Origin of the sequence: Afifella sp. H1R, from assembly GCF_021462425.1 — a bacterium.
In the GTDB taxonomy this organism is placed as follows: Bacteria; Pseudomonadota; Alphaproteobacteria; order Rhizobiales; family Afifellaceae; genus Afifella; species Afifella aestuarii.
Genome location: NZ_JAKEDY010000001.1, coordinates 418,640 through 434,177, shown reverse-complemented (window position 1 = coordinate 434,177; position 15,538 = coordinate 418,640). Strand labels below are relative to the sequence as shown.

Sequence of the window (15,538 nt, the reverse complement as noted above, 5' to 3'; positions counted from 1 at the left end):
CGTCTCAGCGGACGCGGCTTTTTGCAAGTCTGCAACACGTCCGAGCTATTCTTCCTGGCATGCTTGATTCGCGGGGCTCCCCCGCGCATGGTCGCGCAAAAGCGGAGGACGGAATGCGCATGAATAGGCTGGTTTTGGGTCTTGGAGCCGTCCTCGCGGCATGTCTCGCTCAGCCGCAGGCCTACGCCGCCGATCTCGCGCGTGGCTACGATGCGGGGGTTTATGCCGTGGCACCCGCACAGCCGACGAGCTGCGACGAGCCGGGCGTTCTCAATCGGATCGTCGAACGCTTCGCCTGGGCGGAGAAAAACACCTGGCATCGCGGTCTTTTGATCGACAGCGTCGTCGAGCCCCGCCTGCGTTACACGGATGGCACGGCTCCGGGCCGGATCATGAACGACCGTTGCGAGGCGCGCGCGCTCATGAGCGACGGAACCGTGCGCCCGGTCTATTACATCGTTCAAGAGAATATGGGCTTTGCCTCGCTCGGCCGCGGTATCGATTTCTGCGTTCTCGGCCTCGACCCCTGGCGGGTCTATGACGCCGATTGCAGGACGATGCGGTAAGTCACGTCTGCGGCCGACCATTTGGGCGGTATCTGCTTATCTGATGTCCAACCCGGGGCCAATGAGGCCGCTGGAGGTGGTGTATGCGCGGCCTCAGCCTTCTCGCCCTCCCCCTGCTCGTCGTTTCTCCCGCTCTTGCGCAGGAGACGAACAGTTTTCGCGATTGGTCGGTGACGTGTTCTCCTGACGCCGGTTGCAGCGCCCAAGTGAAGGGGCCCTCCACGCAATTCGCCCTTGATCGAAGCAAAGGGGCCGCCGGCTGGTACATTCGCTTCGACTTCTCCGACCCGCTGCCTGATCCCAACCGCCCTCTGACCCTTTTGATCGACGGCGACAAGACCGTGCTGCAGGCTCGATCGGACTGGAGTTTTACCGGCGAGGCCGGACGGAGTTTCGTCCGCGGCAACGATCGTCTGCGGGCCGCTTTGATGGGCGGCCTGCAGGACGGAACGCAGCTCATCGTGGAATATATCGACGTCACCGGCGAACCGCGCCGCCAGCTTTTCTCTCTTTCGGGCCTCTCCGCCTCCTTGCTGTGGGCAGAGGAACAGATGGGCATCGTGGGGGAAGAGCGTCTCGCGTCCGCCCCCGATCAGGATGCGGTGGACGCACAGACGGCGACGGATATCGAGACCTTGTCGATCGAAGCCTCCGCCATCCCGGCGGTCGTTCTGGAGCGACACCAACAATCCAGCGCGTGCGAAGCGCTCGACAGTGAGCTGATGCGGGATATTCCGCCGCTCATCTCGCGGGTCAGCGATACGGCCATCGTCTATGCCATTCCCTGCGTCGTCGCGGCCTACAATGTCACCTATCGAATCTATCTCCGCGAGACCGGAGAGATCGGCGGCCTTCAGACACTCTATTTCCCGCAATGGTCGGAGGCCTATGGCTGGAGCGGGACCGATCTCTTGTTCAATGTCGCTCTTGACGGCGACCACCTTTCAGCGACCGCGCTTGGACGCGGCGTCGGCGATTGCGGCACGCAAGCCGATTTCACCTTCCTGGATTATGCCTTCCGGCTCGACCGCTATGCCGCCGAAGAGGAATGCCGGGGCCGTTTGCCGGCCGACTGGCCCGTCATCTACGAGCACGGCAAACAGCCACAAAAAAGCCCGACCTGAGGCCGGGCTTACATTCATCGCGTATCTTTTGGTCTGGGACGCAGGCCCCGCGCCCAAGAGGCCCTAGAACTTGTAGCCGACGCGGGCGCGGACCGAATGCGTATCGAGATCGACCGGGGTCGGCCCCGTCAGGCTGAAGGTCTTGTCCTCGTAATCCGTGTAGCGGTACTCGACACCCGCCGTCAGATTTTTGGTGATCGCGGCTTCCGCACCTGCACCGAGTGTCCAACCGACGCGCGTATCGCTGTCGCTCACGCCACCGGACTTCGCCTTGACGTCGCTCAGGGCGACACCCCCCGTCGTGTAGAGAAGGAAGCGATCGAGCGCGATGCCGGCGCGACCGCGCAGTGAGCCGCTCCAGTTCTGCTCGACAGAGATGCCGTTGTCGTTGCCGTCGAGGCCAGAGGCGAGCGCATCCGCTTCCACGCCGACCACGAACTGATCGAACTGGCGCTGATAGCCGGCATAAATCCCACCATCGACACCGTCGACATCGACGTTCCCGCCGCTCGTATCGCTCTCGCCCGTGGAATAGCCGAGCATGGCGCCGAGATAAAAGCCGGACCAATCGTTCGGACCGGTCGAGGTGACCATCGGAGGCTCAGAGGTATAGGTTTCGGGCGCCGGCAGATCGGCAGCCAGCGCAGACGATGCCACCAGACCGAAAGCAGCAGCGAGAACCAGTGGTGTGCGCACGATAACCTCCACTTCTCCGACAACCTTAACGCTTGAGGCCGGAAGACGTTCCGATGAAATCTTACAGCCGGCGTTCGTTCGGAGCTAGCCTTAGATTGTGATCACCGCCGGCCGAAAAAAGGGTGAAACCTGAACAATTCCGTGATCAAGAGTTAACGTGTCTCAGCTGCCACACCTACGCCGGTGATTCCCTGCAATAGAGCCTCTTCCACCTCAATCTGTGACAATTCGCACAAGCCGCAAGTGACCGTTCCTCTCTCCATTTTCATCATCACCCGCAACGAAGCCGACCGCCTCGGCGAGACGCTCGCGGCCGTCCGCGGCCTGACCGACGACATCGTCGTCGTCGATTCCGGCTCCACCGACGGCACGCAGGAGCTGGCGCGACGCCTCGGCGCGCGCGTCGTGCATCACGACTGGCAGGGCTTCGGCCCCCAGAAGCGTTTTGCCGAAGAGCAATGCCGCTACGACTGGCTTCTCAACCTCGACGCCGACGAGGTTCCTCAGCCGGAAGTCGTCGGCGGCATCAGCGCCTTGTTCGCCGAGGGCGAACCTCCGCTCAGCCTCTATCGCATCCGCATCGTCACGATTTATCCGCGTCATCACCATCCGCGGCTTTTTGCCGACTTCGTCAGCCCGGTTCGTCTCTACGACAGGCGCGTCGCGCGGTATTCGCCGAGCCTCACCGACGACCGCGTCGTCGACCATGGTCTGCCCTCGGGGCTCGTGCCAGGGGCCGTCTGGCATTTTTCGTTCCGCTCGTTTGCGCATATTCGCGCCAAGCTCGACGGTTATTCCGATCTGCAGACGATCGAGAAGGCCGGGCGCCGCTCGCCCCTCGTTTTGAGGCTCAGGCTTCTCACCGAATATCCGATGCAATTTGCTAAGTACTTCATTTTCCGTCGTCATTGGACGGGCGGCGTTTTGGGCGCGCGCTATTCGCACGAAATCGCGGCGGCGAAACAGCGCCGCATTCGCCGCTTTCTGGAGGCCCGTCAGAAGCTCTCCTCCTCCTGACGGGGCGGCGTCGCGCACGACGACGGGGCTGTTGAGCGAGAAATACCCGCCTATATGGGGCGCTGCAGCCCAACGGATCGGATCCCGCCGCCCATGTCGAGCCTCCTCACCCTCATCGCCGGCCTCATCTTCCTCATGATCGCCGCCGACATTTTGGTGCGAGGCAGTGTCTCCTTGGCCGAACGATTCCGCGTCCCGCCTCTCGTCGTCGGCCTCACGATCATCGCGCTCGGCACCTCGGCACCCGAATTGGTGGTGTCCTTGCAGGCGGGGCTTGCCGGCTCCGGCGGCATCGCCATCGGCAATGTGGTCGGATCAAACATAGCCAACATCCTCCTGTGTCTCGGCCTTCCCTCTCTGATCTTCGCAACGGCCGTGAACGCGACGGGACTGAAGCGGAATTTCTCCGTCATGGTCGCGGCCACCATTCTCCTCATCGCATTGTGCTGGGACGGAACTTTGAGCCGGCTCGACGGCGGAATTCTCCTTCTCTGCTTTATCGCCTTCTTCGTCGCCCAGATCCTCGTGACCCGAGATTCCCGGCGCCAGCAGGAGGAGATCGAAGAGCTCCGCACCAACCTCTCTCCCGCGCTCGCCGCGTTGATGGCGATCGGCGGCCTTGCCGCTCTTCCGTTCGCGGCGGACTTCGTCGTCGAGGGAGCCATCGGGCTTGCGGAGATGCTCGGCCTTTCAGAGACCGTCATCGGCGTCACAGTGGTTGCCGTCGGCACCTCGCTGCCGGAACTCGCCGCCGGAATCATGGCCGCCTGGCGCGGTCATTCCGACATGACCCTCGGCAACGCCATCGGCTCCAACATCTTCAATATCCTCTTCATCCTCGGCGTCACCGCGAGCGCCGTGCCTTTGGTCGTGCCTCCGGATTTCCTGCACTATGAATTCTGGGCGATGGTTGCAGCAGCGCTCGTCCTGGTCCCGTTCCTTGGCATGCGTTGGCCGATCGGCCGCCTGGGCGGGCTCATCCTCGTTCTCTTTTACGGAGGCCTCATCTGGGGCGCCGTCGCCCTTCCCGGCGCCTGAGCCATGTTTGCTCGATCCTCTTCAGATCCCTCGCAGCGCACCGCTCTCGTCACCGGCGGAGGACGACGCATCGGCCGCGCGATCGCGGAAGATCTGGCCCTGCGCGGATGGCGGGTCGCCATTCACTGCAACACCTCCAAGAACGAAGCGGAGGACGTGGCTCAGGGCATCCGCGATGCCGGCGGAGAGGCGGCCGTGTTCGCGGCAGATCTCGCCGACAGCAAAGCCGCAGAAGACCTCCTTCCCAGCGTCACCGGCGCCCTCGGGCCGGTCACGCTCCTCGTCAACAATGCCTCGGTCTTTTGGAATGACGACGCCGAGAGCCTGAACGCGGAGGTTTGGGACAAACAGCTCGCGATCAATCTCAGAGCTCCCGTCCTCCTCGCACGCGATTTCGCCCGGCTCCTGCCGCATGACGTCGAAGGCCTCGTCGTCAACATCGTCGACCAGCGGGTTTTGAAGCCAGACGCCGAGTTCGTCTCCTATACGATTTCCAAATCCGCGCTGTGGACGGCAACGCAAACGCTTGCCCAGGCGCTCGCCCCACGCGTTCGGGTGAACGCGATCGGCCCCGGCCCCACATTGCCCAATCCGCACGAGGGCGAGGCGGGCTTCGAGCGCGAAATCGCACAGGAAACGCTTCTCGGGCGTTCGGTCGACCTCGCCGATTTCGGCCGCACCATCCGCTATTTGTGGCAGACGCGCTCTTTGACGGGCCAGTTCATTGCCCTGGACAGTGGCCAGCACCTCACGTGAACAGCCGCCCTCCCCGCGGCAAAAGGAGAACTCGATGGACATAGCGATGATTGGTCTCGGCCGCATGGGCGCCGGTCTCTCCCGACGCCTGATGGCCTCCGGACACACACCCTTCGTCTTCGACCGCAACCAAAGTGCGATCGATGCGCTCGCCGGCGAGGGCGCGCGCCCGCTTGCAGACCTGAAGGACGTTACCCAGCTCACACCACCCCGCGCCGTCTGGGTCATGCTCCCGCATGGCGAGGCGACGGAAAGCACGATCCGCGCGCTTGCCGATATCCTCTCCCCTGGCGACTGCATCATCGATGGCGGAAACTCGTATTATAAGGACGACGTGGCACGACGCGCCTTTTTGGAGCCGAAGGGCATCGCCTATCTCGACGTCGGTGTTTCCGGAGGCATCTGGGGAGAGCGCGAAGGCTTCTGCATGATGATCGGCGGTCCGGAAGCAGAGGTTACGCGCCTCGATCCGATCTTCGCGGCGCTCGCACCCGGCATCGGCGATCTCCCGGAGACACCCGGCCGGGACGGGCGCGATCCGCGGCCCGCCCAGGGTTACATGCATTGCGGGCCGGCCGGCTCCGGACATTTCGTCAAGATGATCCACAACGGCATCGAATACGGGCTGATGCAGGCTTACGCGGAAGGCTTCGATATCCTGCGCAATGCCGGGACAGCCGCGCGTCCGGAAGACGAGCGTTTCGACCTCGATTGCGCGGACATTGCCGAGGTGTGGCGCCGCGGTTCGGTGATCCGCTCATGGCTCCTCGATCTTTCGGCCGCAGCACTCGCCAAGGACCAGGCGCTTGAATCGTTCCGTGGACATGTCGCCGATTCCGGCGAGGCCCGCTGGACATTGGAGGCCGCCGTCGAGGAAGAGGTGTCGGCTGCCACCATCGCCTCGGCCCTCTTCGCGCGCTACCGTTCCAGACGCGAAAGCACTTTTTCCGACAAGCTGCTTTCGGCTCTCCGGGCTGAGTTCGGCGGGCATATCGAGGGCGGGAGCAAGAGCGAAAGGGCGTGAGGCGGGTGCCCAAACGCTGACGAGCGCCTATCTTGGACGACATATGAGTGAGGATATCAGCAACGGTCGGGAGCCCGAGGTCGCGCAGACAGCGGACCCGGCCGATTCCGTCTCATCCGAAGACGCCGCCACGGCCTCCGACGCGGCTCGTGCGCCTGCGGCGGAGCCGGTTTCCGGTATTGCGTTTGAGGAACTGCCACGGGCCGAGCCCGGTGCGGACGTGATTGCGGCTGCCGTCAAAACCCTGCCCAACGCACCCGGTGTCTACCGCATGATCAACGAGCACGGTCAGGTGCTCTATGTCGGCAAAGCGCGGAGCCTCAAGAAGCGCGTCGTCTCGTACACACGGCTCGGCGGCCAGAACAACCGCATCGCGCGCATGATCCGCGCCACGGCGGCGATGGATTTCGTGCGCACCCGCACGGAGACCGAGGCGCTTCTCCTGGAAGCGAATCTCATCAAGCGTTTGCGGCCGCGCTTTAACGTTCTCCTGCGGGACGACAAGTCGTTCCCCTACATCCTGATCACCGGCGATCATGAAGCGCCCATGATCGTGAAGCATCGCGGGGCGCGCAAACGCGCGGGCGATTATTACGGACCGTTCGCCTCGGCCGGCGCGGTCGGGCGCACGATCAATGCCTTGCAGAAGGCGTTTCTCATTCGCTCCTGTTCCGATTCCGTCTACGAGAGCAGAACCCGCCCCTGCCTCCTCTATCAAATCAAGCGCTGCTCGGCCCCCTGCACCGGGGAAATCTCGGTCGAGGATTATGCGAAGCTCGTCGAGGAGGCCCGCGCCTTCCTCTCCGGCCGCAGCCAGGCTGTGCGCACGGAGCTCGCCCAGGAGATGGAGGCCGCCTCGTCTCGCTTCGACTTCGAGCAGGCCGCGGTTTACCGCGACCGGCTGGCGGCGCTGTCGCATGTCCAGTCCCACCAGGGCGTCAATCCTCAGAGTGTCGAAGAGGCCGATGTCTTCGCCATCCATCAGGAGGGCGGCATGGCCTGCGTTCAGGTGTTCTTCTTCCGCACCGGGCAGAATTGGGGCAATCGCGCCTATTTCCCAAAAGCCGACAAGACGATGGATGCGCCCCAGATTCTCCAGGCTTTTCTGGCGCAGTTCTATGACGACAAACCGGTCCCGAAACTCGTTCTCGCCTCGGAGGAGTTCGAGGAACGCGCGCTGCTTTCCGAGGCGCTCAGCGAGCGCGCCGGGCACCGCATCCAGGTCCATGTTCCGCAGCGGGGAGAGAAACGCGAGCTCGTCGAGCATGCGCTGACAAACGCGCGCGAAGCCTTGGGGCGACGACTGGCGGAGACCTCGAGCCAGGCGCGCCTGTTGCAGGGGCTCGGCGAGGCGTTTGGCCTCCCCTCTCCTCCGAGACGCGTCGAAGTCTACGACAACAGCCATATCCAGGGCACGAATGCCGTCGGCGGTATGATCGTCGCCGGTCCCGAGGGCTTTTCCAAACCGCATTATCGCAAGTTCAACATCCGCTCCGAAGAGATCACGCCTGGGGACGATTTCGGCATGATGCGGGAGGTGCTGACACGGCGCTTTTCACGGCTCCTCAAGGAAGCCGGTCCGCGCACGCCGCAGGAGGAGCAAACGACCGAGGATGGCAGCGAAGCACAGAGCGACGCGATACCCGCCTGGCCGGATCTCATCGTCATCGACGGCGGCAAGGGACAGCTTTCCGCAACACTCGCCGTTCTGAAGGAGCTCGGGATCGACGATCAGCCGGTGGTCAGCATCGCCAAGGGCCGCGACCGCGAAGCGGGGCGCGAGACCTTTTTCATGGCGGGAAAAGCTCCCTTCATGCTCCCCCATCGCGACCCAGTCCTCTATTTCATTCAGCGTCTGCGTGACGAGGCACACCGCTTCGCGATCGGTTCGCACCGCGCCCGCAGAAAAAAGGCAATGGCCGCCAATCCACTCGACGAGATTTCGGGGATCGGTCCTTCGCGAAAACGGGCGCTTCTCCGGCATTTCGGCACGGCCCGCGCCGTCAGCCGGGCTGGCGTGGAAGACCTGATGGATGTCGAGGGAATCTCGGAACAGATGGCCGAAGCCATTTACGACCATTTCCACGAACACGGCGGCTGAGACAAAATGGCACCGGTCTTGGCTAACAATCCGCGTGACAATTACAAAAGTTTTGTCAGGCACTGCTATTGAGACCGTTGACACTGCGAGCGGGCAAGGAACAAGCTGAGGCATGAGCATGGAAGCACAGAACGCGGCCCGCACCCCGCACATCCAGGCTTTCACGATACCGAACGTTCTGACCTATGGTCGGATCGCGGCGGCACCGCTGCTTGGCGCCTTCTTCATCCCCGAGTTCGGCCCCTGGATCGCCTTCGTCATTTTCGTGGCGGCTTCCGTCACGGACTATTTCGATGGCTATCTCGCCCGCATCTGGGAACAGCAATCCGCCCTCGGCCGCATGCTCGACCCGATCGCCGACAAGCTTCTGGTCGCCGTGGCGATCCTCATTCTGGTGGCGGACGGGATGCTCGCCGGCTGGACGATCTGGGCGGCAATCATCATCCTGATGCGTGAAATCCTCGTTTCCGGCCTGCGCGAATTCCTGGCCGAATTGCGCGTGAGCGTGCCTGTCACCAAGCTCGCGAAATGGAAGACGACGATGCAGCTCTTCGCAATCGCCGCGCTTTTGATCGCGCCGGCGATTCAGGGCGCCAAAAGCGGCATCATCATCGATCTCGGCCTCGCCTTCTTCTGGCTTGCGGCGATCGTGACGCTCTACACTGGCTATGATTATTTCCGAGCAGGCCTGAAGCATCTGGTGGACGAATGAGCCTCGAACTGCGCTATTTCGCTTGGGTGCGTGAGCGCATCGGAAGCCCTGGAGAAAGTCTCGACGTGCCGGGCGACGTCACGACGGTCGGCGATTTGATCAGCTGGCTCGCCAACAAGGATGAAGGCTATGCGGCCGCGTTCGCCGAGCCGGACATCATCCGCGCCGCGATCGATCACGAGCATGTGGAGCATGACGCAGCACTCGCAGGCGCCAAAGAAGTGGCTTTCTTCCCGCCGATGACCGGCGGCTGACGCCGCCCTTCTTGCAGTCACCGCACGATCTGCGGGAGTGCGGCGAAGGCTGAGAAAGTGATTCATGTCCTGCACAATTCGAATCCGGATCCAGCCGCAATCCTTTGATATCGAAGAGGAAAGCAAGCGGCTCACGCAAGGGCGGAGCGATGTCGGCGCGCTCGTCACCTTCACCGGTTATTGTCGCGACGAAGGCGGAACGCTCGCCGCGCTCACGCTGGAGCATTATCCCGGCATGGCGGAGGCTGAGATCGGCCGCATCGCCGAAGAAGCCGCCGCGCGATGGCCGTTGAGCGGTCTTACAGCCATCCATCGCCATGGCCGCATCTTACCCGGCGAGCCGATCGTCCTCGTGGCCGCCGCCTCAAGCCACCGTCAGGCCACGTTCGAGGCCGCGTCCTTCTTGATGGATTATCTCAAAACCCGTGCGCCTTTCTGGAAGAAGGAAGAACGCGTTGGTGATCGGGACGGCGATTGGGTGCAGGCGAAGGCCACGGACGACGCCGCGGCCGGGCGCTGGCAGAAGCCTTGAGCACGGGACGCACGTTTCAGGGCCGGCTCTCAAACCTTTCCGCAGATAGCAAAAAGGGCGCCGCGGCGCCCTTTTCGAAGTCATGAGATAGTCGCGGGCCTCAGCCTGCGGCTGCCACCTTCTGAGGCGCCGAAGCGGGCGTCACGGCGGCGATATAATCCTCGAACATCGTCTTCGAGATCTCGCCCGGCGTGAAGTGATACGGTCCGATCTCAGCGACCGGCGTCACCTCTGCGGCCGTTCCGGTGATGAAGCACTCGGAAAAACCGTCGAGCTCTTCCGGCATGATCGCCCGCACTTGAACGTCGATACCACGCGCCTTGGCGAGCTCGATCACCGTCTGGCGGGTGAGACCGTTGAGGAAGCAATCCGGTTCCGGCGTATGCAGGACTCCGTCCTTCACGAAGAAGATGTTGGCACCCGTGCATTCGGCAACCCGCCCGCGCCAATCGAGCATCAGGGCATCGGCATAGCCTTTGCTCTCCGCCGCATGCTTGGAGATCGTGCAGATCATATAAAGCCCGGCAGCCTTGGCGTGGACCGGCGCGGTGCGCGGATCGGGCCGGCAATAGCTCGCGATATCGAGCCGGATGCCCTTCAGCCGCTCTTCCGGATCGAAATAAGAAGGCCATTGCCAGGCGGCGATCGCCACGTTGATCCGGTTTTTCTGAGCGGAAACACCCATCATTTCGCTGCCGCGCCAGGCAAAGGGTCGCAGATATGCGTCGGTGAAATTGTTCACCCGCAGAACTTCGGCCTTCGCCTCCTCGATTTCCTCAACCGAATAAGGCAGCTTGAAATCCAAGATCTTCGCAGAAGCGTGAAGGCGTTGCGTGTGCTGGAGGCTCTTAAAGACTACCCCTCCATAGGCGCGCTCACCCTCGAATACGCAGCTGCCGTAGTGAAGACCATGCGTCAGCACATGAATCTTTGCATCGGCCCAGTCGACCAACTCGCCATTGAGCCAGATTTTGCCTTGCATTTTATCGAAGGGAACGCCTGCCATTGATTTCTCCTACCCTTGAGCTTGCATTGCTTTCGGCGGCGCATCTTGTAAGGTCTGCGGCAAGAGTACGCTCTTTTGGACCGTCTCTCCTGCCCCAGCAACCATACACAAACGGCTTGACCTTCGTAGTCAACGACGGAAAATATGTCAACATGGCTGACGTAATTACGCCCTCACGCGAACGGATCGCGCCGATTTTTCCCAAAGAGCGCTACGACGACCTAATGTCTTTGCTCTTTTTCGCATATCGAGATTTTATTTCCGATCCGGACGCGATCCTCGCGCGCTATGAGTTTGGCCGGGCCCATCATCGGGTGCTGCATTTCGTGACGTGCCACCCTGGTATGCGCGTGGCGGACCTCTTGGACATGCTGAAGATCACCAAGCAGAGCCTCGGCCGGGTTCTGAAGCAGCTCATCACGGGCGGGTACATCGAGCAGCAGCCGGGCGAGACCGATCGGCGGGAAAGGCTGCTCTTCGCCACCTCCGAAGGCGAGGCCCTGGCTGCCCGGTTGCGCGAACCACAATCTCGCCGAATCGAGAGAGCATTGGCTCGTCTCGGGCCCGATGCACGCGACACGGTCGCAGACTTTCTGCTCAATATGGTCAATGAAGCGGAACAGAGCGACGTGGCGCGACGGGTGTTTGAGGAAAGAACCAGCGCATGACCCTCGCCGAACAGGCGGTGCCGGCGGAACTGCCGGACGATGCTCCCCATCTCCTCGTCATCGATGACGACAACCGCATCCGCTCCCTCCTCTCCCGCTTCTTGAGGAATGGCGGTTACCGCGCGACCGTCGCGGCCTCGGCCGAAGAGGCACGACGCCATCTCTCGGCCATGACCTTTGATCTCCTCATCGTCGATGTGATGATGCCGGGCGAAAATGGCATGGATCTGGTGGCAAGTCTGCGCAAGACCGACGACGTGCCAATCCTGATGCTGACGGCGCGTTCGGAAGCCGAAAGCCGCGTGCGGGGCCTCGAGCTCGGTGCCGACGATTATCTCGCCAAACCCTTCGAGCCGCGCGAACTTCTTCTGCGCATCAGCAATATCCTGAAACGCGGGAGCCCGCCTCCCGTGCGCGAAATCGAATTCGTGCGCTTTGGTCCCTTCACGTTCCATCTCGAGCGCGGTGAGCTGAAGCGCGGGCTGGAACCGATCCGTCTCACCGACCGCGAACGCGAATTGCTGACGGCCTTCTCCAGCCGTCCGGGCGAAACCGTGCCCCGCCACGAGCTGTTGTCCAGCTCCGATGCGAGTGGCGAGCGCACCGTCGACGTGCAGGTCAACCGATTGCGGCGCAAGATCGAAGCCGATCCCTCAAACCCGGTGCATCTGCAGACGGTTCGCGGCATCGGCTACCGGTTGATGGTCGACTGATTTCTGATGCCGCGAGCGCCGTTCCTTACACGTGCAGTCTCGGCCGTTTTCACTGATCGCGGCACGCTTGCGCGCCTCAATCACCAGGGTCTGCGTCGCTCGCTCCGACGGTGGCGCCGGCGGCTCAAACGCATCCGGCCGTTCGGCGGGCTCGGCGACCGTCTCATGGGGCGCATGCCGAAGGGGCTCTTCGCCCGCTCCATTCTGATCGTCGTCACCCCGATCGTCATTCTCCAGGCAATCGTCGCCTATGTCTTCATGGAGCGGCACTGGCAGCTCGTCACCGAGCGCCTGTCGCAATCGCTCACCGGCGACATCGCCGCGCTCATCGCGGTCATCGAACGCTATCCGCACGAGCCGGGCTATCTCGACGTCACACGGCTCGCGGCCGACACGTTTCAGCTGACCGTCTCCATTTTGCCGCCGGATCCCCTGCCCCCGCCGGTTCCGAAGCCGTTCTTCTCTCTCCTCGACCACACTTTGTCGGAGCAGATCACTCAGGTGATCGGCCGCCCTTTCTGGATCGACACCGTCGGCAATTCCGATCTCGTCGAGATCCGCATTCGGCTCGACGATGTCGTCCTGCGCGTCTTCGCGCCGCGTCGCCGCGCCTATGCCTCCAATTCGCATATCTTCCTCGTCTGGATGAGCGGCAGCGCCCTCATCCTGCTGGCGATCGCGCTATTGTTCCTGCGCAACCAGATCAAGCCGATCGTCGCCCTCGCCTATGCGGCCGAAAGCTTCGGCAAAGGCCGCAACGTCGAGAACTTCAAACCCCGAGGAGCGCGGGAGGTTCGGCAGGCGAGCCAGGCGTTTCTCGACATGCGCGAGCGCATCGAACGCCAGATCGAACAACGCACGACAATGCTGTCAGGCGTCAGCCATGATCTCAGGACCATCCTGACGCGGTTCCGCCTCGAACTCGCTCTCCTGCCGGAGGGCGAAGAGAGCCAGGCGATGCAGAACGACGTCGAAGAGATGAGCCGTATGCTCGAAGATTATCTGGCCTTCGCCAAGGGGGACGCGGGCGAAGAGACGGAAGCCGTCGTGCTGCCCGATCTCCTCGAAACCCTTGCCGAGCACGCACGGCGCAGCGGCGACACGGTCGTGCTGAACTTCTCGGGCGAGCCGGAGATCCACGTACGCCCGACTGCTCTTGCCCGTTGCATCTCCAACCTTCTCACAAACGCGGCAAAATTTGCCGACCGCATCGAGATCAGCGCCACCCACCGCGACGGGGTCCTCGAAATCACCATCGATGACGATGGGCCGGGCATTCGCGACGAGGATAAGGAAGCGGTATTCCGCCCGTTCTACCGGCTGGATGATTCCCGCAATGTCGATGTCGGGGGAACAGGACTTGGGCTTGCGATCGCGCGCGACATTGCCCGCAGCCATGGCGGAGACATTGTCCTGGAAGACAGCCGGCTCGGTGGACTGAGAGCTGTGGTGACTATTCCGGCGTAGCGACCTGACCGGCCAGCCCGGAAACAATAGATACCACGTCGACGCCAGCCACCTGGGCCACGACAACGACAGCAATCAGGATCAGAGTATATAGCAGAGCGGCGAACATGGAGGTTCCGACAGAGCGCCAGAACGTGCCCCGAAGCGCGTCTTCGCGAATGCGCGATTCGTTGCTTTCAATGACAGATCCGGCAAACGCATTGATGACAGCCTCTGCTTCTTTCAGAGCTCCTGCGATGCGGGATGGCGTCCAGGTCCGGATATACGCCTCAAGCTCTTCTTCGCTTGGCTTGTGACCAGCCCTCTGAAAATGCTCGGTGGCCCATTCCCGTTTCGCTCGCTTGTAGAGGCAATACGCGATCATGCCCTCAAGCTCTCGATCAGGCGCATTTTTATCGACGAAGCGCTCGAAGATCGGATTGTGCTTTAGCTCAGCGCCCCCCAGCATCGCTACTTCTTCCCGCGCCCCGAGGCCTCCATCTCTTTCAAGCGGCCAGTCGCGGCTGTCGTAGCGGCATCAATCGTATCACGCCGAATAACGCGCAATTCGCCTTTGCCGGGCACCGTCACAAACTGTCCACTTCTTGCGTTGCGCACGACCACAACGCCTGCGCTTTTCCCAGACCTTGCAGACTTCATATGTCACCTCGCGCTCAACTGACGACGCCGAGATCGAAGATTAGCAGAAATTCAGTCGGTCGTGAGTTTTCTCGAGACCTGAGGCCTTAGAAAAGCCGCCCACCGACGGGCACGTCGAGATTGGGCTCGATCAGCACGACCTCTCCGTCGGTATCAGGCACGCCGAGCGTCAAAACTTCCGAACGCATCGGACCGATCTGGCGCGGCGGGAAATTCACGACGGCAAGAACCTGCCGCCCGACGAGTTCGGCCGGTTCATAATGCTTGGTGATCTGCGCGGAGGATTTTTTCTGCCCGATCTCCTCGCCGAAATCGATGAGAAGCCTGTAGGCGGGTTTGCGCGCTTCAGGAAAAGGGGCCGCCTCGACGATACGCCCGACACGGATATCGACTTTCAAGAAATCGTCGAACGCGATCGTCTCGCTGACAGGATCGCTCATACTCCGTCGGCTCCGTTAGCTCCGGCGGCCTGGGCGCCATCGGACGGGGCTGCCGCTTCGGGCGCCGGCGCGCTCCGCCGCGCCGTGTGGCGCCGGCCTCCGGGCGGCCGCGGCAGGAAACGCGCCAGCCGGTCGAGCCGCATCACGGCCCGTTCGCCCTTGCGGAGTTCACGATCGAGCGCCGACATCGTGCGCGCAAGACCCGGGTCATCGTCGGTCAGCCACGTGCGCGCCACCCGGCTCCACAGGAAAGCCAGGCCCTGCGCCCGAACCAGCCCGCCCGGTCCGCCAGACGAAATACCGGCCGCCGTCATCATCCACGCCATCGACGTGACAAGGTGGCGGTTCAGTTCCGCGGCCAGAAGCGGGTCTCGCCTCGCCGAATGGGCAAGACCGGAAACGGCATGCTTATGCGGGCCCAAAGCTTCAAAGCGCGAGAACAGCACATCGAAGAGCCTTTCGCGGCGGCTTTCGAACGCCATGTCCGGATCGAGATTGGAAAGGACGACCCGATCGGTCCGCCGACAAAAGCTGCCGAGAATCTCGCCGCGTCCGTCATAAGCCTCGCGCAATTGCTGCAAGGTCACACCCGCCGCATCGGCGATGTCGGCAAGCGTCACGTCATCCCAGTCGCGCTCGGCCACGAGGTCGAGCAAAGCGTCGATGATCTTGTCGCGGGTTTTGGCAGTGGCCATCGTGGTCAAATCCCTTCTGCCCTCAATATGGCGAGGCGCTCTCTTAGATAGAGGCCGCTCTCATGGGGCAAGACCCCGCCACAATGCCGC

Annotated in this window: 18 protein-coding genes; 13 read left to right on the top strand and 5 right to left on the bottom strand. The window is 62.5% G+C overall.

The features are described 5' to 3' along the window. Nucleotides 1-113: 113 nt before the first annotated feature. Together L0F51_RS02020 and L0F51_RS02015 are read left to right on the top strand one after the other, a co-directional pair. Nucleotides 114-566, top strand: a complete 453-nt coding sequence (locus L0F51_RS02020) for a hypothetical protein (RefSeq protein ID WP_128293817.1) — start codon at nucleotides 114-116, stop codon at nucleotides 564-566. Between the two features lie 83 nt (nucleotides 567-649). Continuing rightward, nucleotides 650-1,690: a DUF1176 domain-containing protein gene (locus L0F51_RS02015; protein ID WP_234627725.1), complete on the top strand. Its 1,041-nt coding sequence runs from the start codon at nucleotides 650-652 to the stop codon at nucleotides 1,688-1,690. A gap of 63 nt (nucleotides 1,691-1,753) precedes the next feature. Here L0F51_RS02015 and L0F51_RS02010 read toward each other — a convergent pair whose 3' ends face one another. Then, nucleotides 1,754-2,386 (bottom strand): outer membrane protein, encoded by a 633-nt coding sequence (locus L0F51_RS02010; RefSeq protein WP_234627724.1) that lies wholly within the window; start codon nucleotides 2,384-2,386, stop codon nucleotides 1,754-1,756. A gap of 243 nt (nucleotides 2,387-2,629) precedes the next feature. On the opposite strand from L0F51_RS02010, the gene L0F51_RS02005 reads away from it, so the two are divergent. The 8 genes from L0F51_RS02005 (at nucleotide 2,630) to L0F51_RS01970 (ending at nucleotide 9,820) form a co-directional block, all read left to right on the top strand. After that, nucleotides 2,630-3,403, top strand: coding sequence for a glycosyltransferase family 2 protein (locus tag L0F51_RS02005; protein WP_234627723.1), 774 nt, complete (start codon nucleotides 2,630-2,632; stop codon nucleotides 3,401-3,403). A 93-nt stretch (nucleotides 3,404-3,496) separates the two neighbouring features. Continuing rightward, on the top strand, nucleotides 3,497-4,441 hold the full coding sequence (locus L0F51_RS02000) for a calcium/sodium antiporter (protein WP_234627722.1): 945 nt from the start codon (nucleotides 3,497-3,499) through the stop codon (nucleotides 4,439-4,441). 3 nt (nucleotides 4,442-4,444) lie between these two features. Then, nucleotides 4,445-5,197, top strand: coding sequence for an SDR family oxidoreductase (locus L0F51_RS01995; RefSeq protein ID WP_234627721.1), 753 nt, complete (start codon nucleotides 4,445-4,447; stop codon nucleotides 5,195-5,197). Between the two features lie 34 nt (nucleotides 5,198-5,231). After that, on the top strand, nucleotides 5,232-6,221 hold the full coding sequence (gene gnd, locus L0F51_RS01990; RefSeq protein ID WP_234627720.1) for a phosphogluconate dehydrogenase (NAD(+)-dependent, decarboxylating): 990 nt from the start codon (nucleotides 5,232-5,234) through the stop codon (nucleotides 6,219-6,221). Nucleotides 6,222-6,264: 43 nt separating this feature from the next. Beyond that, nucleotides 6,265-8,322, top strand: coding sequence for an excinuclease ABC subunit UvrC (gene uvrC / locus L0F51_RS01985; protein ID WP_234627719.1), 2,058 nt, complete (start codon nucleotides 6,265-6,267; stop codon nucleotides 8,320-8,322). A 112-nt stretch (nucleotides 8,323-8,434) separates the two neighbouring features. Continuing rightward, nucleotides 8,435-9,034, top strand: coding sequence for a CDP-diacylglycerol--glycerol-3-phosphate 3-phosphatidyltransferase (gene pgsA, locus L0F51_RS01980; RefSeq protein WP_234627718.1), 600 nt, complete (start codon nucleotides 8,435-8,437; stop codon nucleotides 9,032-9,034). Next, nucleotides 9,031-9,288, top strand: coding sequence for a molybdopterin converting factor subunit 1 (gene moaD / locus L0F51_RS01975; protein ID WP_234627717.1), 258 nt, complete (start codon nucleotides 9,031-9,033; stop codon nucleotides 9,286-9,288). Before pgsA ends, moaD begins: the two co-directional genes overlap by 4 nt. Before the next feature lie 64 nt (nucleotides 9,289-9,352). Continuing rightward, nucleotides 9,353-9,820 carry a molybdenum cofactor biosynthesis protein MoaE gene (locus tag L0F51_RS01970; RefSeq protein ID WP_234627716.1) on the top strand — a complete coding sequence of 156 codons (468 nt, stop codon included), beginning with the start codon at nucleotides 9,353-9,355 and terminating at the stop codon, nucleotides 9,818-9,820. 100 nt (nucleotides 9,821-9,920) lie between these two features. Here the strand turns inward: L0F51_RS01970 and L0F51_RS01965 are convergent, their stop codons facing one another. After that, nucleotides 9,921-10,826: a branched-chain amino acid aminotransferase gene (locus L0F51_RS01965; RefSeq protein ID WP_234627715.1), complete on the bottom strand. Its 906-nt coding sequence runs from the start codon at nucleotides 10,824-10,826 to the stop codon at nucleotides 9,921-9,923. A gap of 116 nt (nucleotides 10,827-10,942) precedes the next feature. Here L0F51_RS01965 and L0F51_RS01960 point away from each other — a divergent pair, with 116 nt between their 5' ends. The 3 genes from L0F51_RS01960 (at nucleotide 10,943) to L0F51_RS01950 (ending at nucleotide 13,674) form a co-directional block, all read left to right on the top strand. Next, nucleotides 10,943-11,494 (top strand): MarR family winged helix-turn-helix transcriptional regulator, encoded by a 552-nt coding sequence (locus L0F51_RS01960; protein ID WP_234627714.1) that lies wholly within the window; start codon nucleotides 10,943-10,945, stop codon nucleotides 11,492-11,494. Continuing rightward, the gene (locus L0F51_RS01955; RefSeq protein ID WP_128293807.1) at nucleotides 11,491-12,207 is read left to right on the top strand and encodes a response regulator; all 717 of its coding nucleotides are present in this window, start codon (nucleotides 11,491-11,493) and stop codon (nucleotides 12,205-12,207) included. Before L0F51_RS01960 ends, L0F51_RS01955 begins: the two co-directional genes overlap by 4 nt. Nucleotides 12,208-12,297: 90 nt before the next feature. Then, complete coding sequence (locus L0F51_RS01950) at nucleotides 12,298-13,674, top strand: ATP-binding protein (RefSeq protein ID WP_370642362.1); 1,377 nt, start codon at nucleotides 12,298-12,300, stop codon at nucleotides 13,672-13,674. Here the strand turns inward: L0F51_RS01950 and L0F51_RS01945 are convergent. The 3 genes from L0F51_RS01945 to L0F51_RS01935 form a co-directional block, all read right to left on the bottom strand. Beyond that, nucleotides 13,661-14,122: a hypothetical protein gene (locus tag L0F51_RS01945; protein ID WP_234627713.1), complete on the bottom strand. Its 462-nt coding sequence runs from the start codon at nucleotides 14,120-14,122 to the stop codon at nucleotides 13,661-13,663. The two genes, L0F51_RS01950 and L0F51_RS01945, sit on opposite strands and share 14 nt — an antisense overlap. Nucleotides 14,123-14,399: 277 nt before the next feature. Then, nucleotides 14,400-14,753: a tRNA-binding protein gene (locus tag L0F51_RS01940; RefSeq protein WP_234627712.1), complete on the bottom strand. Its 354-nt coding sequence runs from the start codon at nucleotides 14,751-14,753 to the stop codon at nucleotides 14,400-14,402. Then, the gene (locus L0F51_RS01935) at nucleotides 14,750-15,448 is read right to left on the bottom strand and encodes a TetR family transcriptional regulator (RefSeq protein ID WP_234627711.1); all 699 of its coding nucleotides are present in this window, start codon (nucleotides 15,446-15,448) and stop codon (nucleotides 14,750-14,752) included. Before L0F51_RS01935 ends, L0F51_RS01940 begins: the two co-directional genes overlap by 4 nt. Nucleotides 15,449-15,538: the final 90 nt, after the last annotated feature.